This window comes from Wansuia hejianensis (genome assembly GCF_014337215.1).
GTDB classification, from domain to species: Bacteria; Bacillota; Clostridia; order Lachnospirales; family Lachnospiraceae; genus Scatomonas; species Scatomonas hejianensis.
Genome location: NZ_CP060635.1, coordinates 2,128,536 through 2,149,402, shown reverse-complemented (window position 1 = coordinate 2,149,402; position 20,867 = coordinate 2,128,536). Strand labels below are relative to the sequence as shown.

The following is a 20,867-nucleotide window of genomic DNA, read 5'->3' as shown; positions in this document are numbered from 1 at the left end:
ATGAGCACAGATCAGATCAATGACAGCATATTCAGCGATGAAATTAAGGAACATCTGAAGGAAAACCGGATTGACCACATGACTTATCTTCCGGGTATGGAGGATGTGGGAACGGATATCCAGGAGCAGGTAATCTCCCGGATGAAAGATTATGATTATGACCAGTATACAGAGGCAGATGTGCGCAGGGCGCTTTCGCACGAAAGACGGACGCCGGAAGATTTCGCGGCGCTTTTGTCCCCGGCGGCGCTTTCCTGTCTGGAGGAGATGGCTCAGCGCGCCAGGGAAGAGACGAGAAAACATTTCGGGAATTCGGTGTATATGTTTACCCCTCTTTATATCGCCAACTATTGTGAAAATTATTGTATTTACTGTGGTTTCAACTGCCACAATAAAATTCGCCGCGCACGGCTGACGCCAGATGAGATCCGCAGGGAGATGGAAGCCATATCTAAAACAGGGCTTCAGGAGATCCTGATCCTGACAGGGGAAAGCAGGGCAAAATCTGATGTGGAATATATCGGGCAGGCGTGCAGGATTGCAAAAGATTATTTCCGGGTGATCGGCCTGGAGGTCTATCCGATGAATTCAGACGAATATGCATATCTGCATCAATGCGGTGCGGATTATGTGACGGTATTTCAGGAAACCTATGATTCTGATAAATATGAAACTCTGCATCTGGCAGGGCATAAGCGTATATTCCCGTACCGGCTGAACGCACAGGAAAGGGCGCTGCAGGGGGGCATGCGAGGCGTTGGGTTTGCGGCGCTTTTGGGACTGACAGATTTCCGGAAGGACGCCTATGCGACAGGGATACATGCCTGGCTGATTCAGAGAAAATATCCCCATGCGGAAATCGCGTTTTCCTGTCCCAGGCTGCGCCCTATCATCAACAACGAAAAAATCAATCCCATGGATGTCCATGAACGCCAGCTGCTGCAGGTGGTTTCTGCATACCGGCTGTTCATGCCCTTTGCGAGCATTACAGTTTCTACCAGAGAATGCGCCAGGGTCAGAGACAACCTGGTGCAGATTGCGGCCACCAAAATATCAGCCGGCGTCAGCACAGGAATCGGCAGCCATGTGGAAGAACTGGAAGACAAGGGTGATGAACAGTTTGAAATCTCTGACGGGCGGTCCGTGGAGGAGGTATTCCAGGCACTGGTTCAACAAGACCTGCAGCCTGTGATGGCAGATTATGTATATGTATGATGAGGTTTCCTTTGAAAAGATAATAGCAGTGACAGACCGTAAGCTCTGTATCAGACCATTTCTTGAACAAATAGAACGAATCTGTGCGCTGAAGCCAAAAGCTCTGATTCTGCGGGAAAAGGATCTGGCCGGGCAAGAATACAGGGAACTGGCCCTGCGTGTCCGGGATATTTGCAGCCGCTGCCAGGTAGAATTAATCCCCCACACATTTATAGAAACAGCGGCAGAGCTGGGCACAGAAAGAGTCCACCTGCCCTTGCAGAAATTAAGAGAAGTCTTCGGTGATCCTTTGCTTCGGCAGTTCCGCGAAGTCGGCTCCTCCGTGCATTCGCTCCCGGAAGCCTTGGAAGCGGTAAAGCTGGGAGCCGGTTACGTGACGGCGGGCCATATATACCCCACAGACTGCAAAAAAGGGCTGCCGCCCCGCGGCATTCAGTTTCTAAAAGAAATCACCAGTAGCATAAAAATCCCGGTCTATGGAATCGGAGGCATCCATCTGAAAACCGGACAGGTTAAAGAGGTACTGGGGTCTGGGGCGGCAGGAGCCTGTATAATGTCAGAACTGATGCGGTATTAAATTACGGTTTTAGGGCGAGATGATGATGGATACCCGGACGAAAAGCAGCGGGAGACCTCCCACCCTTTCGTCCGGGTATCCAAACCCCCTCCCCCCTCCCGACCATTTGGAAGCACTATACAAAGAAGTTGATTTACGGTATAATCTTGCTATAGCGGGTTTGACGCCGCAAGGTTTCTGCGAGCAGGGGGTAGTTTGTATGCTGAAGATTAAAGAATATATAAAGGCTGGCAGCCTTGAGCAGGCTTATGAGCTGAACCAGAAGAAGAACAGCTGTCTTCTGGGGGGCATGCTCTGGCTGAAAATGAGCAGCCGGACGGTGGGCCGCGCCATCGATTTGTCCGGGCTGGGGCTGGATGTGATTGAGGAAAGTGAAGAGGAATTCCGGATTGGCTGCATGACGACGCTGCGGGCGCTGGAGGAGCATGAAGGGCTGGACCGTTACACGGGCGGAGCGCTGAAGGAGAGCTTGCGCTCCATTGTGGGCGTACAGTTCCGCAATCTGGCGACGGTGGGCGGCAGCATTTTCGGACGGTTTGGCTTTTCTGATGTGATGACGCTGTTTTTGGCCCTGGATACACAGGTAGAGCTTTTTCACGGAGGGAGGATGGAGCTGGAGAGTTTTTCCGGGCAGAAGAGGGACAGAGATCTATTGGTGCGTTTGATTGTGAAGAAGAGGCCCCAGAGAACAGCCTACGTATCCATGAGGAATACGAGGACGGATTTTCCTGTGCTGACCTGCGCCGCATCGCTGGATGAAGGGGGAGCCCGTCTGGTGTTCGGCGCGCGGCCGCAGATTGCCCTGGTGAAGAAGCTGGAGGAAGAGACGGCGGAAATGCTGAGGGAGGGCATGCTGGAGGAAGAGACGGCGCGGGAGGTTATGGAGAGAATTGCAGAACAAGTTCCCACTGCAAGCAACATGCGCGCAGGGGCAGAATACAGGAGCCATCTCGTGAGAGTTCTGGGACGCAGAAGCCTTATGGGCCTTCAGAAGAACCAGATGGGCGGAACAAAAGAGGCAGAAGGGGGTATGAGGCCATGAAAATACAGATGACGCTGAACGGCAGGAGAATTGTGGAAGAAATAGATCCGGGCCTTCTGCTTCTGGATTTTGTGAGAGATCACGGTTGTGCCAGTGTGAAGAGGGGCTGCGAGACATCAAACTGCGGGCTGTGTACCGTATTCCTGGAGGGGAAGCCTGTGCTGTCCTGTTCGGTGCTGGCAGCCAGGGCAGACGGGAAATCAGTGGAGACTCTGGAAGGCCTGCAGGAAGAGGCGGCGGAGTTCGGGGCATTTATCGCAGATCAAGGGGCAGAGCAGTGCGGCTTCTGCAATCCCGGGTTTATCATGAACGCCCTCGCACTGTTCCGGGAGAATCCTGATCCGGAGGATGATGAAATCAAAGAGTATCTGGCGGGTAACCTCTGCCGCTGTTCAGGCTATGAAGGACAGCTCCGGGGGATTCGGGCCTTTCTGGAATATAGGAAGAGAGGAGGGGCTTCATGAATACAGTGAATCAGCCGGTCCGAAAAAAAGATGCGATGGCTCTGGTCACAGGCCAGCCCGTCTATCTGGAAGACGTGACCCCAAAGGATGCGCTGGTTGTGAAGGTACTGAGAAGTCCCCATGCCCATGCGCTGATCAAGAGTATCCGCACGGACAACGCAAAAAAAGTGCCAGGCATAGAGGCCGTCTACACATGGGAGGATGTGCCGGGAAACCGGTTTACCATGGCGGGTCAGACGAGTCCTGAGCCAAGCCCTCACGACCGTCTGATCCTGGATCGCCATGTGCGGTATGTGGGAGATCCGGTAGCCATAGTGGCCGGAGAAAATGAAGGTTGTGTGGAACGGGCGCTCAGGGTCATTAAGGTCGATTATGAGCGATTGCCTGCACTACTGGATTTCCGGAAGGCCAAGGACCATCCGGTTGTGATACACCCGGAGGAGAACTGGAAATCTCTTTGTTCGGTGGGAGCGGATAATAAAAGAAATCTCTGTGCCAGCGGCAGGAATGAAAAGGGAGATGTGGAACGGGTGCTTTCCGAGTGTGACGCTGTGGTTACGGGGACCTATCATGTCCAGGCAGCACAGCAGACTATGATGGAGACCTTCCGCACCTATTGCAGCATAGACGCGTATGGGAGGCTGAATGTCATCAGCTCCACACAGATCGTATTCCACGTCCGGCGGATACTGTCCAACGCTCTGGGGATACCCCAGTCCAGGATCAGGGTATCGAAGCCCAGGATCGGCGGCGGATTCGGGGCAAAGCAGACGGTTGTTGCGGAAGTGTTTCCGGCCTTCGTGACCTGGATGACGAAAAAACCATCCCGGATGATTTTCACCAGAGAAGAATCCATGACGGCCTCCACCCCCCGCCATGAAATGGAGGTTACAGTCCGCCTGGGGGCCGGCAGGGACGGAAGAATCCGGGCTATTGACGTTTATACGCTGTCAAATACCGGAGCCTATGGAGAGCACGGGCCGACGACGGTGGGTCTGTCCGGAACCAAGTCAATTTCACTGTATGGAAACCTGGAGGCGCATCGTTTTGCCTATGATGTGGTGTATACGAATGTGATGTCGGCGGGCGCATACAGGGGGTATGGGGCGACTCAGGGGATATTTGCCCTGGAGACTGCAGTCAATGAGCTGGCGGAAAAGCTGCACATGGATCCGGTCCGCCTGAGAGAACTCAATATGGTCCGCCAGGGAGACCTGATGACCTCCTATGACTATCCCCAGCCCGCCGGCAGCTGTACGCTGGACCGGTGTATGGAAAATGTGAAGAAACGTATTGGCTGGGAAGATAAATACCCCTGCCGCGATATGGGCAACGGAAAAGTCAGAAGTGTGGGAGTTGCCATGGCTATGCAGGGTTCGGGAATCAGCAGTGTGGATGTGGGTTCTGCTTCAATAAAGCTGAATGAAGAGGGCGGTTATGTCCTCTCCATCGGATCGGCCGACATGGGCACCGGGTGCGATACAATTCTGGCGCAGATTGCTGCGGAAGGCCTTCAGTGTCCGCTGGATGATATCGCTGTTGTGGCGGCAGATACAGATGTTTCACCCTATGATTCTGGTTCCTATGCATCCAGCACCACCTATGTGACAGGTAAGGCGGTGGAAACTGCGTGCAGGAAGCTGTGCGGGAAAATAGTGGCGGCAGGAGCAGATATCCTGGGACTTCCGGCTGATAAACTGGAATTTGACGGCAAAAAAGTGTATCTTGCGGAGGCTGTGGAAAACTTTAAAGATAAGCAGGGATGTGGAGACGGAGATATAGAGCTCCGGGAGGGGAAGCCGTCGGAAGTCTCTCTTGAGAAAATTGCGCGCAGTGCCACCTGCGGCGCGAATGAGGCTCTGCAGGTGACAGAGAGCCACAGCTCGCCTATATCTCCCCCTCCGTTTATGGCGGGAATGGTAGAGATAGAGCTGGACCGGGAAACCGGACAGGTGGAGATACTGAATTATGCCGCCGCCGTGGACTGCGGCACCCCCATCAATCCAAATCTGGCGCGGGTACAGGTGGAGGGAGGCCTGGTTCAGGGAATCGGAATGGCGCTCAGCGAGAACATCCAGTACACTCCGGAGGGAAAGCTGAGAAATAATTCTCTGATGCAGTATAAGATCCCCACACGACTGGATATGGGAAAACTGAGCGTGGAATTTGAAAGCAGCTATGAAGCTACAGGACCTTTCGGGGCAAAATCCATAGGCGAAATCGTGATTAACACCCCTGCCCCGGCGCTGATCCACGCGATTGCCAACGCTACAGGGATCTGGTTCCGTGAGCTTCCGGTAACGCCGGAAAAAATCGCCATGGGGCTGGAGAACAGGCCGGGTAGGGGCCGTCGGCCGGAGACAGGGCAGGACAGGATTTAATCATGAGAGGTAAAAAATCCCATTCTTTTGCTGGAGGTGAATAAAAGGTTGATTTTACCTGTAAAAGAAGGTATAAATATAGTAAAAGCTCACTTATGAAAGACTTGACAAAGGGGTTAATAATTCATGGATGCAAAAGATTACGGACGATGCTTCCAACTGTCCTTGAGCCAGCTGAATATCTGGAATCTGGAAAGTACCCTTAAGGGGACATCGGTTAATAATATCAGTGCGACAATTCAGATAGAGGGCCGCGTGGATTTTATTCTCCTGCAGAAAAGCATACAGCTGGTTCTGCAGGCGGATGATTCCCTGCGGACCAGGATTATGCTGGATGGAGACGGCAGCCCGGTGCAGTATCATGCAGTTTTTTCAGAAGAGGATTTTCCTGTATACGATTTGTCCCATACAAGTGAGGAGGGGATCGAGAGCTGGGAAGCTGCCATGACCAGGGAGACAATTCCGGTTATGGGCGGGCCTCTCTATCGCTTTGTACTGTTCCGGGCGGGAGAGAATGCCGGAGGCGTGCTGGTGAAGACCCATCACATCATTTCAGACGGGTGGTCCCAGGTGCTGGTCTGCAACCGTATTGCACAGACCTATCTGGAGTTGCTGGAGGGAACCTTCAGAGGTCTGGAGCAGTCGCCCGATTACAAGCTGCATGTACGGGAAGAGGAAGATTATCTGAAGTCCAGAGCCTATGATAAAGATAAAAAATACTGGACAAGGATACTGGAAGAGTCCGGGGAGCCGTCTGTTCTGAAGGCGGTGAAAAGTGCGGCGGTGAGCCCGGTGGGACGGAGAATTTCTTTCGAGCTGCCCCAGGTGCTGAATCACGCGATTTATGGCTTCTGTATGAGGAACAGGGTCGCTCCTTTTGCGGTGTTCTATATGGCCCTGGCTATATATTTTAAGCGCATCGGCGGAGCCGACCGGTTTACCATCGGGGTTCCGATCATGAATCGTACAAACTATGAGTTTAAAAAGACAACGGGCATGTTTGTGACAACGTTGCCTTTTTTTAATAAAATCGATGATGAATGGACCTGGAACCAGTTCAATGAAGAGCTGACGGACGCATGGTTTGAGCTGCTGCGCCATCAGAGATTTCCATTTGCCCACATCGAGAAGATGTATCTGGAGCAGAGGAATCAGGAGGGGCGGCTGTTTCATATCGCCCTTTCTTATCAGAACAGCCAGATGGCGGAGAGCAGGGATACGTCTGTGCTTTTGTCAGGCCGGTGGCATTACAGCGGCTACCAGTCAGAGCAGCTCTGCATCCATCTGACTAATCTGTTTGATAACAAATGCTATTCGGTAGATTATGATTATCTGACTCAGTTTTTTGCCAGAGAAGAGATTGAACGGCTGCATCACACACTCTGCAATATTCTGCTGGAAGCACTCGGCAATCCGGATAAGCCGATTCATCAGTTGTCTGTTCTGACGACGGAGGAACGGGAGCGGGTATTATATACATATAACAGGACCGGAAGATTTCTGGAAGAACGTTCTGTGTTCCAGGCGCTGGAGTCCTCGGCAGGGGAGTATCCCCGCAGGGCGGCCGCTATCTGCAATGGAGAGCGGCTGACATACCAGGCGCTGATGACCAGGGCTTTTGACCTGTCCGGAGCGGTGTTGTCGGCCGCAGGAGGAGAGCATGAACTGGCGGCAGTCCTGCTTCCCAGAGGTTTTTCTCTGCTGGCGGTGATGGTCGGAGTGCTGAGAGCGGGCTGCGCTTATCTTCTGCTGTCGCCGGATCAGCCGGCGGGCCGGATCAACCGGATACTGGAGCAGAGCCAGGCGGCAGTGCTGGTAACTTCCAGGGATATTTTCAGGGAAAGCGGGCTGGGACAGCTTTCGATACCTGTATTATTTGAGGAAGAGGTGGAACAAAATACCGGACAGGTGCCGGAAATACAGGTCAGTCCGGAGGAGCTGGCTTATGTGGTCTATACCTCAGGAAGTACAGGAACGCCGAAGGGGGTGGAAATCACCCAGAAAAACCTGCTGAATTTTGCTCAGGCTATGGGGCCTGTATTCGGGAAAGGAGCGGTGCTCTCTATCTGCAATGTGGGTTTTGACGCATTTATGCTGGAAAGTATTGTGGCCCTTCTGAACGGCCGGACGATCGTGATCGCCGGAAGCGAAGAACAGGAATCCCCCAAACGGCTGTCAGCCCTGATCCGGGGGTACGCGGTGGGCTTTTGTTCGATGACGCCGTCCCGGCTGGCGGCCTTTCTGAAGGAGCCGGCGTTCAGCAGTGCTATCCGGAATATGGAAGCGATACTCTGCGGCGGCGAGTCCTTTCCGGCCAGTCTGCTGAAGAAGCTGAAGAATATAACCAGAGCCAAGATATACAACCAATACGGGCCGTCAGAGACCACGGTTGGCGTCAGCCTGAAGGAGCTTTCAGACGCTAAGAAGATCACTGCCGGCCGGCCTTTGGATAATTGCAGGCTGTATGTGCTGGACCGGTGGATGAATCCACTGCCGACGGGAGTCTACGGGCATCTGTACGTAGGCGGATGCTGCGTGGGAAGAGGTTATCGGAATGCGCCGGAGCTGACAGAGAAGAGTTTTTTTGAAAATCCCTTTGAAAATAAAGAAATGATCTACTTCACCGGAGATGCCGCCTGTTGGACGGATGACGGGGAAATTGTCCTGGCTGGCCGTCTGGATGACCAGGTGAAGCTGAGGGGGCTGAGAGTAGAACCCCAGGAGGTAGCGGCGTGCATCGGCTCCTATCCGGGAGTGAAGGCCGCGGCAGCCCGTGTGCTGGAGTTGAACGGCCAGCCGGTGCTGGCGGCATATTACTGTGCGGATTCGGCCATCGCGGAGACAGAGCTTTTGACATTCGCGGCGACCTATCTGCCGTATTATATGATTCCCTCCTGCATTGTGAGGCTGGACAGCCTGCCCGTGACAGCCAGCGGGAAGGTGGATGAGCGGCAGCTTCCTGTTCCGGAGCTGCCGGATCAGGGAGAGCTTTCAGGGGAAGCAGGTTCTGAGACGGCGAATGCCGTCCTTGAGATTTTCCAGGCTGTGTTGGAAAAGGACAGCCTGGGTGTGAACAGCGATTATTTTCTGTCAGGCGGGAATTCCCTGAATGCTATGGAGACGGTTTCCAGGATGGAAGAACGATTTGGAAGAACTGTCCGGATTGCGGATCTCTATGCCTGCAGGACTGCAGGGCGGCTGGCCGCCTGCCTGGAGGAAGACGGGCCTGCAGGACAGGAGGATCGCAGGGAGAGGGCAGGGCGTATCACGAAGGCGCCCCGGAGAAGTTTTTATCCTCTTTCGCCCATGCAGCAGGGAATCTATGTCCAGTCGTATCTGGATCCGACGGGGATTGCTTATAATATGCCGGGAGCCTTCCGGTTGTCCGGGCAGCTGGATCTGAAACGCCTGGAAGAGGCATTTTGCCGGCTGATTGAGTCAGACGCTGTGTTCCGTGCGTCTTTTGTGCAGGAGGCCGGAGGCATCCATGTGCATATTGCGGATCATGTGGAGTTTGAGCTTCAGCGCCTTGAAGGCGGCGATTTTGAGGAAGTGTCTCACAGGTTTCTTGCGCCCTTTGATCTGAGCCGGGCGCCGCTTCTGCGGGCCGGGATCTGGCAGGAGCCGGAGGGAGCTTATGTATTATTCATAGACAGCCATCATATTATCGGTGATGGCATGAGTACGCCTCTGGTGCTGAAGCGGCTGAATGCAGCCTATAACGGGGAGGAGCTTCAGGTGCCCTTCTCCTACCAGGATTACGCCTGTTATCTGGAAGAGAAGCCGGAGCAGGGGCATAGGCGTGAACAGGAATACTGGAAAAACCATCTGGACCAGCTGCCGGAGCGGCTGCTGCTGCCCACCGATGAGCAGAGGCCTCACAGGTTTGATTTTAAGGGACGCGAGGTGAAGGTTGCCCTGACATCGGAAGAAAGCGCTGCCTGCGACAGCTATTGCCAGAAGCACGGCCTGACAGGATATATGCTGTTCCTGGGAGCCTACGGGTTGCTGATGGCAAAGCTCACGGGAAGAGAAGATTTTCTTCTTGGGACTCCGGTGGCCGGAAGGCTTCATCCGGGGACAGGAGAGATCTGCGGTCCCTTCATTAATACGCTGCCGCTGCGTCTGCGGCCGGAGAGCGGCAAAAGAATATCAGTCTATCTGGAAGAGATCCGGGACGAGGTGACTGGACTTTTGGATCATCAGGAAATATCTCTGGAGGAGATCATTTCCTTGTTAAAGCTGCCCAGAAGCGCGCAGAATCCGCTGTATCAGCTGATGTTCTCGCAGAGCCCTGTGGATGAGGGGGCCTTTTCAATAGACGGACAGCCCATGGAATACCTGTTCCTGACCACGGGAACTGTGAAGATGGATATGACGGTGGAAGCCGCCAGGACGGGCGGCTGCTACAGCTTCCAGTTCACATACGCTTCCAGCCTCTTCCGTGAAGAGACCATCCGCTTTTACGGGCGCTGCCTGCGGCAGATACTGGCGGAGATATTGTCTGAACGGGATCAGGAGCTGGAGCAGATTGCTGTGCTTTCCCCGGAGGATTATGAACAGTATGTGGAAATACCGGGGCTGCTGACGACACCGTTTGTCAATCTGCCTATCCACAGATTTATAGAGCAGAAGGTGAAGCAGGCTCCGGACTGTCCTGCTGTCGTCTGGCATGGGCAGACGATGACCAGGAGACAGCTGGAGCGCCGGGCCTGCGGGCTGGCCGCCCTTCTGAAAGAGGCGGGGGTAAAGCCCGGAGAGTGCATCGGCCTGGGCTTCACCAGAACGCCGGATCTGATTGCGGCCATGATCGGAATTCTGAAAAATGGCTGTGCCTATGTGCCCCTGCTGCCCTCTTTTCCGAAGGAGAGGCTCTCCTATATGCTGGAGACCGCAAAGGCCAGCTATGTTCTCTGTGACCGGGAAACGAGGAGCAGGCTGCCGGAGGATTTGCCCTGCCAGGCGGTTGAGGCCGTGGAGCGCGCCGAAGAAGTCTTTGAGGATGTGAAGGTGGGGGATGAAGATCTGGTGAATGTGATGTTTACCTCCGGCTCTACAGGTAAGCCAAAAGGAGTTATGCTGCGCCACAGGTCTGTTTCCAGCCTGTTTGTCAGCATCAGGGAGCTTCTGTCACGGGCGGACGGGCCGATACTCTGTACAACCAATGTGGTTTTTGACAGCTTCATCGGCGAAAGCCTGTTTCCTCTGGCTATGGGCAAAACAGTGGTTCTGACAGACGAGGAAGAGATGATGCTTCCCTGGAAGCTGGCGTCTGTCATCACAGAGAGCGGCGCCGAAATCTTCCAGGTGACGCCGGCACGCCTTCAGATGTGCCTGGGCAACGAAGCATTCTGTAAAGCGGCCGCATCGCTGAAGCTGGTGATGTTGGGAGGAGAAGTGCTGACGCCTCAGCTTCTGGAGAAGCTCCATGCGGCCACTGACGCGGTGAGCGTCAACATGTATGGGCCCACAGAGGCTACCGTGTACATGACGATGATCGATGTGAAGCCCGGGGATCATATCACGATCGGCAGGCCTCTGTATAACCAGAGAATCTATGTGCTGGATGAAAAGCTGCGGCCGGTGATGCCCACAGGCTGCGGAGAGCTTTATATGGCCGGGGAGTGCCTGGCCAGAGGATATATTTCCAGGCCTGACCTGACGGAACAGGCCTTCCTTCCGGACCCGTTCTTTCCGGGGGGGAGAATGTATAAGAGCGGGGACATCGGGCGGCTCCGTCTGGATGGTTCCTATGATTTTATGGGACGGAGAGATTCACAGGTGAAGCTGAATGGACAGAGGGTGGAACTGGATGAGATAACTGGAGCGATTCTGAGCTCCGGATATGCCCGCCAGGCAGCCACCGTGGCGGTCCGTAAAGAAGACGGGTCCATGGAGCTGTGTTCCTTCTATCAGCCTTCCGGGCGGGAAAAAGACTGCCGGGAAGGGATGGTTGCAGCGCTGCGAAAGGTACTTCCTGTCTATATGGTACCTTCCAGAATTCTCCCGGTTCAGGAACTGCCGCTGACGGCCAGCAGCAAAATAGACTTGAGGGCATTGACAAAGCTTGCGGCAGAGGGAATCAGGCATGGGCTGTCACCGGAAGCGGACAATGCAGGGCCGGCCGCGCCAGCCGGAGGGGGTCGGCCAGTGTCTGAGGCTGTGCCAGCCGTCGGGGGCCTGGCGCCTGAGGCCGTGTCAGACGGCCTGGGGTCATCGGTGCCTGAGGGGGCGCCATCCGCCGCAGGGGAGAGCATCAGGACAGGTAAGGGCGGTAAAAGCGGGGTTGATTTCGTCCTCGGAGTGTGGAGCCAGGTGCTGACGAAGCAGGAGCTTAATCCTGACGAATCCTTCTTCGATCAGGGCGGGACGTCGCTGGAGGCACTTAATGTGCTGAGCATCTATTTCAACTCACATCTGGAGATGGCTCTCTCCCAGTTCTATGAGCACCCGACAGCGCGTGAGCAGGCAGAACTTCTGGGGCTGGCGGAGGAAGGCAGCGAGGCGCGGACGGAGGCGCAGATTGAGGAAAAGGAAGCGGCTGACAGCTGTGTGGCCGTACCTGAAGAGCCCTTGTGGGATACAGAGCAAAAAACTGACAGCCAGCGGGCAGCAGAAGAACAGCACAGGGCTGAACAGCTGCGGAACCCAGGAACCACAGGCAGCATTCTGATCACAGGGGCGACAGGATTTTTCGGGGTTCATCTGTTGAAAGGACTTTTGGACAGCAGAACAGATGAAATTTTCTGCCTGGTCCGGGGAGACGGTGAGAAACGTCTGAATGATTGCCTGGCCTGGTATTTCGGGAATGGGTTTGCCCTGCGCAGCAGAAGACGGCTGAAGATTGTAAAGGGCGATCTGACGAAACCGCAGCTGGGTCTAGAACCGGATGCATATGAGAGATTAGCGGAAAAAATCGGAGAAGTTTACCATTCGGCCGCGGATGTGCGCCATTATGCGGCCGATGCTGAGAGTTTTCTTGCCACGAATGTGGAGGGTACACGGAATATCGTGGAATTTGCCAAGTCCGCAGGCGCCCGGCTGCATCATATGTCTACCTGCAGCGTCAGCGGGGAGCATCTGAAGGATGGAAGAAAATCTGCTGTATTTACGGAAGATGATTATAATATCGGGCAGGTGTGGGAAGATAATATTTATGTGAAAAGTAAATTTCTTGCCGAGGGCCTGGTGAGGGAAGCGGCGGAGACAGGGCTGGAGACTGAGATTTTCCGGCTGGGGCGCCTGGTAGGGAGAGCATCAGACGGTGTATTCCAGAAGAATCCGGACAGCAATGCTTTTTATCTGCTGATGCGGGCATTTTACAGGACGGGGGCGGTGCCCCGGACGATTGCAGAGGTGCCGGTAGATCTGACGCCTGTGGATTATGCGGCGGAAGCAGTTCTGGCCCTGCGGGACAGGCCTGGAGGTACTTTTCATATCATACATCCTGACCCGCCTGCGGTAGGAGATACAGTCCGCGAGCTGCAGATGGGAATACGCGTCGTGCCGGATCAGGAGTTTACACAGATGTTGTCAGAAGCGGCACGGGGACCCGAGCGAGAGCAGGTGTCGGTTCTGATTGATTACTGGTATCAGATTCGCCTGAATCCACCGGTGATCCAGCTTTCCTGCAGCAGAACCCAGGAAAGCCTCCGGCTGGCAGATTTTCATTTTGAGATTCCGGCCCCGGGAGTTTTGCTGGATGGATTTACCCAGCAGGAATCCTGGCTTTCAAAAGAGGAGTAACCAATGAACAACGTAGCAGTAATCATTTTTATCGGGACGCTGATCGCCATTACGGCTTTTGTGATCTGGTGCATCCGGGCCCCCAAGCTGCATCTTCTCCACAAACTGTATCTGACACTTGTGGTCTGTTATGCATTCTGGGTGATCCCGGTGATTATCATGCAGTTTATGGAGCGGCCGGACGGGAAGCTGGCGTTTATCCTGGATTGCCTGACCCAGCCAGGAGGAATGCTGGCGCCGCCTATTTACCTGTGTATCGCCCTGGCCTTTGTGCGGGATCTGGAGAGGATGCCCAGATGGATGTGGCTGTTGTTCGTGATGCCCTGTGTGACAACATTGATTATATGCACGAATCCGCTCCATCATCTGCAGTACAGAGTGTTTTCCACGATTAGGAGCGAGATCGTGTTTGGGCCATATGTGGTGGTGTCCGGGATCTACAGTTATTTTTGCCTGATTATGACTATGGTTGTACTTCTTCAATTTGCATTGAAGAACAGAAGCCGTCTGTATCTGAAACAGTGCCTGCTTCTGGGCATCGGCGGCATCTGCCCGCTGATTGTCAACATGCTGGCGACATTTTCCAAAATACAGCTGCCGATAACAGCGACCCCGATGAGCTTTATCGTGCCGATGGTATTGAACGGTATCGCTATCTACCAGCTGCATCTACTGGATATTAAGCCGGTTGCTACCCAGCATGTGCTGGACTGGATCTCTGATTGTTATCTGGTCCTCAGCGATACGGGTTTGGTCATCAGCTACAACAGACAGTTTGCCTCTGTGTTTGCCTCAGAGTATGGGATTGCGGAAAACCGGTATCTGAAGGATTGCGTGAAGAAGGAGGACATTTCCAGAAAAACTGCGATCTATAATATGATTACAGCTGTTGAGTCCAGCAAAGAGGCTAATACGGTAATCTCTTATGAGCAGGCGGTGACGATCCGCAAGGGTGATTCTGTCAGGAGATGCTATTACGTTACGGATGTATCGCCCTTATCCATTCATGATAAAATCAGTGGATTTGTTGTGATCTTCAAGGATATCACCCAGCTGCGGGAGAGCCTTCAGCAGCTTCAGGACAGCCGGGAGCGGATGATGGAGCAGGAGCGCCTGGCATTCCTGGGACAGATGATCGGAGGGCTGGCCCATAACCTGAAAACGCCAATCATGGGAATATCAGGCTGCATATCGGCTGTGGAGGCGCTTGTGGATGAATGCGAGGAGAGCCTGGACGATCCGACGGTCAATGAGGATGATTACCGGGAAATCTATGGGGAAATCCGGGACTGGTTTCAGAAGGTAAGGGAATCAACCGCCTATATGTCGGATATCATCACAGCTATCAAGGGACAGGCTGCCAATGCGGTTACCTACGAGGACTCAATTTTTACAATCGAGGAAATGACAAAGCGCTGCGCGCTGCTCATGCGACATGAGCTGATAGCGGGCCAGTGCAGGCTGGAAGTGGTCTATGACTATACGAAATCAGTATCCATGCGCGGCGACATCAACAATCTGGTCCAGGTGCTGACTAATCTGCTGTCCAATGCGGTATATGCTCAGAAGCAGGCAGGCGGCGGCGTAATCACCATAAAGATAGACTGGGACACTGAGTATCTGAATATTTCCGTCACGGATAACGGCGAGGGTGTCAGTGAACAGATTAAGGAAAAGCTTTTTAAGGCAATGGTCACAAACAAAGGGGCAATGGGAACCGGACTCGGACTGTATATCAGCAATGCAGTTGTCAGGGGGAAATTTGGCGGAAACATGTGGATGAAGGACAATCCGTCGGGAGGCGCGGTATTCGGCGTTTCGATACCGATGGAACGTGTAACGGTAACCGATATACAGAAGACAGAAGGGGAGGCACAATGAGAAGGAATAGGACAGTAGCAGACAGCCAGTTCACGATTTTAACAGTGGATGACGATCCAATTATGACGTCTACCATCCAGGCATACTTTCAGCGCAACGGATACCGCGTGGATGTGGAAAATGATCCGCGCCGTGCGATTGAACGCATCAGAAAAGGTGGCTATGACATTCTGCTGCTGGATTTTCTGATGACCCCTATCTGCGGGGATCAGGTGGTCAGTGAAATACGGAAATTCAACCAGGAATTGTTCATTATTCTGTTGACCGGGCATAAGAGCATGGCTCCGCCGATTAAATCTATCCGTGAACTGGATATTCAGGGATATTATGAGAAAAGCGACCGTTTCGACCAGTTAGAGCTTCTGGTGGAATCCTGTGTGAAATCCATCCGCCAGATGAGGACGATCAAAAGGTATCAGAAGGAGCTGGAAGAGGGTTATATGGAGACCATCTCAACCCTGAGATATATCGTTGAGGCGAGAGATGTGGAGACAAGAGGGCATTCAGACCGTGTGTCCCAGTTGTCCGTGCGCATCGGCACGGCTCTCGGGCTGGAGGAGCAGGTGCTGGAGCAGCTGAGGGTCGCAGGGCTGTTCCATGATATCGGGAAGATAGGAGTGCCTGACCAGGTACTTTTAAAACCCTGCAGGCTGACAGAGGAAGAGTACGATGAGATCAAGAAGCATCCGGTCACAGGGGCGAGGATACTTGAGGGGATTACCCAGCTGCGGGGAATTGTGCCCATGGTGCGGGGGCATCATGAGCGGTATGACGGCAGCGGTTATCCGGACGGCCTGGCCGGCGCGGAGATCCCGCTGGGAGCCAGAATAATCGCTGTGGCTGATGCTTTTGACGCCATCGTGTCCAACCGCCAATACCGCAGGGGGAAAAGCTTTGAAGAAGCCATTGAGGAGATTGGAAGAGAGCAGGGAGTTCAGTTTGATCCGCAGCTTGCGGAGCTTTTCACAGACTTTTTCCGGGACGATGTGAAAGAACAGGAGATCCGGAAGTTGTACAGCCAGCGGGGAGGGATGGAAGGTGAACAAGATTTCAACAAAACCTGTGGAATACTACAGTGATTTTGCTGTGTTTTTGGAGCGAATCACCGGGAAGTACGGAGAACGGAGGGCTGTATCCTGGTTTACGCGCAGACAGGAGGAAATGGTTAAGACCTTCAGGGAGCTAAATGAAGAGGTGCTTCAGCTGAGAGAATGCTTTTGCAGCCGGGGCTTTGCCGGGAAGCATGTGGCAGTCGTGGGAGAAAACTGCTATGACTGGCTTCTGGTCTACCTGGCCGCGGCGGCCAGCGGAGGAGTGGCAGTCTGTATTGATCCGGAGCAGTCTGAGGAAAACATCCAGCAGATGGTGGTGAGAGGTGATTCAGCCGCCGTATTTGTAACCGCAAGCTGCCGGGATATCTGTGAACCGCTGCTTGAGAAAGGGACTGCTGTTGAGGATTTATTCCTGCTGAACGGAAAAGCCGGGACAGGGCGGCACACAGTGGAGCAGCTCTGCGCTGAAGGCAGGGAGCTGATGGAAAGAAACGGCGGAAAGACAGCCTATGACATACCGATTGATACAAAACAGACGGCGGCGATTGTCTATACTTCCGGGACGACCAGCCTTTCCAAACCGGTTATGCTGAGCCACCAGGCGATTCTGACCAATGCGTGTGAAAGTAATTATTATGCGGCGGCCGGTCCCAAGTCGTTTTCTTCGCTGCCGTTTTGCCATACATACGGCATGACCTGCGCGGTTCTGGCCTCATGGGCCAGAGGGGCGGAGCTGATTTTTAATGGAAGCTTGAAAACTGCCATGAGGGATCTGCATCTGTCCTGCGCATATTCCCTGCTCACAGTACCTCTGATGGTGGAAGCCATACATAACCAGATCTGGCTGACGGCTGAGAAGGAAGGGAAGGCCGGGCAGCTTCGGAAGCTGATGAAATTCATGCGGTTTAAGAAGCGTCTGGGACTTAAGAAGCCTCACAGAATCCTGGAAGATATCCGGAAGAAGAGTGTGGGCACGATCCAGGTTATCATCTGCGGCGGCGCGCACATGAGCCAGGAAATAGCGGAAGAATTCAATCTGATGGGTTTGTGTATGCTGCAGGGCTATGGTATTACGGAATGTTCTCCTCTGGTTTCGGTGAACTGCAATGACTGGTGCAAGCTGGAATCCGTGGGACTGGTGCTGCCTTCCTGCGAAGTGAAGTTTGAGAATAAAGAAATTCTGGTCCGCGGAAAAACGGTGATGAACGGATATTACGGCATGCCGGAGGAGACGGAGGAAGTCATGGACGGGGAGTGGTTCCGGACAGGCGACCTGGGCGAGATGGACAGAGACGGATTTCTGTATATAACAGGAAGAAAGAAAAATCTGGTCGTTTTCAAGAACGGCAAGAAGATATCTCCGGAGAGCCTGGAGGAAAAGATCCGCCGGATACCGCTGGTTAAGGATGTTCTGGTCTATGGCGCCGTCAGCGGCGTATCGGCCGATGACGTGAAGCTGGCAGCAAGCATCTATCCCGACCCCGAGAGAGCAGGAATGATGTCCTCTTATGAGATTCTGGAAGAGCTTCAACGGGAAATAAACAAAATAAACGATGCACTGCCTCTTTACCAGCAGATCCAGATGGTAAACATCCGGGAACAGGAATTTGATAAAACAGCCATGCAGAAAATCAAGAGGTATACAGTATAAAGGAGAGTAAAATGAAAGATCCAGTCTTGGAACTGATACAAAAGATCGTATATGAAGTGTCAGGCAGAGAGGGCCTCACGTATGATACAGATTTTGTGCAGGATTTAGGTTTAAGTTCTTTTGATATCATGAATATTGTATGTGCCTTTGAAGATCATTTCGATACAGAAATTCCCACCCGGGATGTGTGGCAGCTGCATCAGGTGCAGGATGTAATTGCTTACATGAAGAAGAAAGGGATTAGGTCGTGACAGCATGGCAATATCAGGAATCAGGATTTACTGGTTTGAAGAAGGCGACGGCCGCAGGCCGGAGGAACGCATAGCAGCAGCGGCAGCAGATCTGACAGGAGGACCTGCTGCCGTTTCTGAATGGGAAATCAGACGTGAAAAGCGGGGAAAGCCATATTTTAAGAGGCATCCAGAGCTTTTCCTGTCAATCACCCACAGCGGGGAATACTGGGTTTGTGCCCTGTCGGACATGCAGGTGGGAATTGACCTGCAGATGCATACCTTGAGGGAAGGTGAGACGGAAAATGCTGCCGGTCTGAGGTATGTAAACATGGCGAAGCGCTTTTTCCATGAAAAAGAAGCGGATTATGTGCAGGAAAAGGCTCCATATCAGAGATTTTTCCGGGTATGGGCGGCGAAGGAAAGCTATGTGAAATATACGGGGAAAGGTATCGATGACGGGTTTGGGTCATTTTCAGTAATACCCGGGCGTGAAAGGAGCCTCCCGGAATATCCCTCAGGCGATGGACCTGCCGCCTGGACGGCGGCAGGAGCCTGGTTTACAGAATTTCCGGCGGGAGGAATAGAAAAGCCGGCGTATACTCTTTGTGTGTGCGGGGAACGGCAGGAGGAAATATTGGAGATAAAACCATAAAATAACGGATACGAGTTTTAGGTGACATTATAGAAAAATTATGATATGATTTAATTGAGTTGCATAAATGATACTGGGAAGGGCGGAATCTGTTTTTCTAAAGTACCCTGCAGGATTTGCATAGTGTTACTATGCGGCGCTTGCAGGGTATTTTCTGATTTTAGTGGGGGAGGTTTCATGAAATGACTTAAATTTGCAATAGTTCATCTTATTGGATGAATAAATTGAAAAATATGGATAATCGGGGATGGTTTTTGAAAAAACTTGATTTTTAAAACAAAGGCAGTTAGTATATAAGCAAAGAAACGGGGACTAGCGAAAGATGTGTTGGAGGAATGAAGATGTATAAAGCGATCATTGCAGACGACGAAAATAAAATCTGCCAGTTGATTCAGGTCATGGGGAACTGGGAGGAGCTGGGGATTGAAATTGTGGATGTCTGTCACAGCGGAGATGATGCATGGGACAGCATCCAGGAGAAGGAGCCGGATATTATTCTTACAGATATACGGATGCCTGTCTATGACGGGCTGCAGATCATCAACAAGGTGAACGAAAAATATGGGATGAGCCGCAATATCTGTTTTATAATTATCAGCGGATATGCTGAATTTGAATATGCCCGCCAGGCAATACAGTATAATATTGTGAATTATCTTCTGAAGCCATTGGACAAAAACCAGTTAAATGATGCGCTCCAGAAAGCCTGCAACAGTCTGAATATGAAGCAGCAGCAGGTGGAAAATGAGATCAAGCTTCAGGAGAACAGGAGGTTCTTACAGGCGGGCTGTGTGACGGCCCTTCAGGAAATGGGGATTCATGATGTGAGCTCTGTGGATGACTTAAACAGGCAGTTTTGTACGTCCTTTGAGACGGGCGTCTATCAGGGGATGTTTCTTAATTTCCCTTTTTCAATCTCAGAGAGTGAAAATCTGTTCCTAAAGACATTTATGGAGAAAGTGAAGACCCATTTCGGATTTTGCCATGAAGTAGTGCTGAAGTCAGAAGGGACGGGGATCTATCTGGTATTGAATTACCGTCAGGAAGACCAGGCGATTCTGCCGCAGGTGATCCAGGGTTTTTATAAAAGCATCTGTGAGATTGCCAAGACTTATGGGGAATTTCAGATTTATCTGGGCATTGGGCGGCCTGTGGGAGAGATTGGCGAGATGCGCCGGTCGCTGAAGGAAGCGGAGACAGCAGAACTCTCCCGGCTGATCTATGAAGGGAAGATGCTTATTTCCTATGGATCCCTGCCGGGAGAGACCATCGGCCTGTACCAGCTGATACCGATGAAGAAGTTCAAAGACCTGGAACCTGTCCTGGAAAAACTGAATTCATTTGAGGTGAAGAAATGGTTCAGCGATATAACCTCCTTAGTGGAGAAAAACAGAGGTGCTCTGAAAAATGCAGAGGTACTGATGGATCTGAAGAAGGTGGTCGCTGGGATCGTCCGGGAAGTGCTGTCTGAGCTGGAGGACAGCCTCGTGGAAAAGAGCCTGCAGGATCTGAACGTTTCTTTAAAGCAGGCGTCTAATCTGTCTAATTACCTATGGATTCTGAAGACAAAAGTCGTCCTCCTGGTGGATCAGATTACGGAAATAGTGTCTCAGAGAGAGAGCCATCCGATCTCTGCCGCCAAACAGTACATACAGCAGAACTTCAGCCAGCCGGTCACTCTGACGGAGGTGGCGGAACGGCTGAATTTCAGCAGCGTGTATTTCGGCAACATGTTTAAGAAACATACGGGCAAGAGCTTCAATGCTTATCTGACAGACGTGCGGATGGAAAACGCGAAGAAGCTGCTGAAAAAGTCTGAGAATACGATTGCGGAAATAGCCAATATGGTAGGCTACCAGGATGTGAAGTATTTCAGCAAAACCTTCAAATCGATCTACGGCGTGAAGCCCACAGAATACAAAAAGATGCTGGCGTCTCTCCACGCACATAATCTGAACATATAAGAGGGCCGA

Annotated in this window: 12 protein-coding genes; all 12 read left to right on the top strand. The window is 52.6% G+C overall.

What is annotated here, in order from left to right:
* The 12 genes from thiH to H9Q79_RS09860 all read left to right on the top strand — a co-directional run bounded on the left by thiH (window position 1) and on the right by H9Q79_RS09860 (window position 20,858).
* A complete protein-coding gene (gene thiH, locus H9Q79_RS09915; protein WP_118647308.1) occupies window positions 1-1,215 on the top strand; it encodes a 2-iminoacetate synthase ThiH in 1,215 nt (404 codons plus the stop codon).
* Window positions 1,208-1,792, top strand: a complete 585-nt coding sequence (locus H9Q79_RS09910; RefSeq protein ID WP_249328197.1) for a thiamine phosphate synthase — start codon at window positions 1,208-1,210, stop codon at window positions 1,790-1,792. Before thiH ends, H9Q79_RS09910 begins: the two co-directional genes overlap by 8 nt.
* A gap of 199 nt (window positions 1,793-1,991) precedes the next feature.
* Window positions 1,992-2,834: an FAD binding domain-containing protein gene (locus tag H9Q79_RS09905; RefSeq protein ID WP_118647304.1), complete on the top strand. Its 843-nt coding sequence runs from the start codon at window positions 1,992-1,994 to the stop codon at window positions 2,832-2,834.
* A complete protein-coding gene (locus tag H9Q79_RS09900; protein WP_118647302.1) occupies window positions 2,831-3,298 on the top strand; it encodes a (2Fe-2S)-binding protein in 468 nt (155 codons plus the stop codon). Before H9Q79_RS09905 ends, H9Q79_RS09900 begins: the two co-directional genes overlap by 4 nt.
* Complete coding sequence (locus H9Q79_RS09895) at window positions 3,295-5,679, top strand: xanthine dehydrogenase family protein molybdopterin-binding subunit (RefSeq protein ID WP_249328196.1); 2,385 nt, start codon at window positions 3,295-3,297, stop codon at window positions 5,677-5,679. Before H9Q79_RS09900 ends, H9Q79_RS09895 begins: the two co-directional genes overlap by 4 nt.
* A gap of 126 nt (window positions 5,680-5,805) precedes the next feature.
* Window positions 5,806-13,425, top strand: coding sequence for a non-ribosomal peptide synthetase (locus tag H9Q79_RS09890; protein WP_249328195.1), 7,620 nt, complete (start codon window positions 5,806-5,808; stop codon window positions 13,423-13,425).
* Window positions 13,426-13,428: 3 nt separating this feature from the next.
* Window positions 13,429-15,306, top strand: a complete 1,878-nt coding sequence (locus H9Q79_RS09885) for a sensor histidine kinase (RefSeq protein ID WP_118647289.1) — start codon at window positions 13,429-13,431, stop codon at window positions 15,304-15,306.
* Window positions 15,303-16,385 carry an HD-GYP domain-containing protein gene (locus tag H9Q79_RS09880; protein ID WP_118647287.1) on the top strand — a complete coding sequence of 361 codons (1,083 nt, stop codon included), beginning with the start codon at window positions 15,303-15,305 and terminating at the stop codon, window positions 16,383-16,385. The genes H9Q79_RS09885 and H9Q79_RS09880 overlap by 4 nt, the downstream gene beginning before the upstream one ends.
* Window positions 16,345-18,009, top strand: a complete 1,665-nt coding sequence (locus H9Q79_RS09875) for an AMP-binding protein (RefSeq protein WP_249328194.1) — start codon at window positions 16,345-16,347, stop codon at window positions 18,007-18,009. Before H9Q79_RS09880 ends, H9Q79_RS09875 begins: the two co-directional genes overlap by 41 nt.
* Before the next feature lie 11 nt (window positions 18,010-18,020).
* Complete coding sequence (locus H9Q79_RS09870) at window positions 18,021-18,260, top strand: acyl carrier protein (RefSeq protein WP_118647283.1); 240 nt, start codon at window positions 18,021-18,023, stop codon at window positions 18,258-18,260.
* A 4-nt stretch (window positions 18,261-18,264) separates the two neighbouring features.
* On the top strand, window positions 18,265-18,894 hold the full coding sequence (locus H9Q79_RS09865; protein ID WP_118647281.1) for a 4'-phosphopantetheinyl transferase family protein: 630 nt from the start codon (window positions 18,265-18,267) through the stop codon (window positions 18,892-18,894).
* 341 nt (window positions 18,895-19,235) lie between these two features.
* Window positions 19,236-20,858 carry a helix-turn-helix domain-containing protein gene (locus tag H9Q79_RS09860; protein WP_249328193.1) on the top strand — a complete coding sequence of 541 codons (1,623 nt, stop codon included), beginning with the start codon at window positions 19,236-19,238 and terminating at the stop codon, window positions 20,856-20,858.
* The last annotated feature ends 9 nt before the right edge of the window (window positions 20,859-20,867 follow it).

Bases quoted from the DNA above. Each gene is read 5' to 3' on its own strand.
- H9Q79_RS09910 (WP_249328197.1), top strand. From the start codon at position 1,208: ATGTATGATGAGGTTTCCTTTGAAAAGATAATAGCAGTGACAGACCGT.
- H9Q79_RS09860 (WP_249328193.1), top strand. From the start codon at position 19,236: ATGTATAAAGCGATCATTGCAGACGACGAAAATAAAATCTGCCAGTTG.
- H9Q79_RS09885 (WP_118647289.1), top strand. From the start codon at position 13,429: ATGAACAACGTAGCAGTAATCATTTTTATCGGGACGCTGATCGCCATT.
- H9Q79_RS09905 (WP_118647304.1), top strand. From the start codon at position 1,992: ATGCTGAAGATTAAAGAATATATAAAGGCTGGCAGCCTTGAGCAGGCT.
- H9Q79_RS09865 (WP_118647281.1), top strand. From the start codon at position 18,265: ATGGCAATATCAGGAATCAGGATTTACTGGTTTGAAGAAGGCGACGGC.
- H9Q79_RS09890 (WP_249328195.1), top strand. From the start codon at position 5,806: ATGGATGCAAAAGATTACGGACGATGCTTCCAACTGTCCTTGAGCCAG.
- thiH (WP_118647308.1), top strand. From the start codon at position 1: ATGAGCACAGATCAGATCAATGACAGCATATTCAGCGATGAAATTAAG.
- H9Q79_RS09900 (WP_118647302.1), top strand. From the start codon at position 2,831: ATGAAAATACAGATGACGCTGAACGGCAGGAGAATTGTGGAAGAAATA.
- H9Q79_RS09895 (WP_249328196.1), top strand. From the start codon at position 3,295: ATGAATACAGTGAATCAGCCGGTCCGAAAAAAAGATGCGATGGCTCTG.
- H9Q79_RS09870 (WP_118647283.1), top strand. From the start codon at position 18,021: ATGAAAGATCCAGTCTTGGAACTGATACAAAAGATCGTATATGAAGTG.
- H9Q79_RS09880 (WP_118647287.1), top strand. From the start codon at position 15,303: ATGAGAAGGAATAGGACAGTAGCAGACAGCCAGTTCACGATTTTAACA.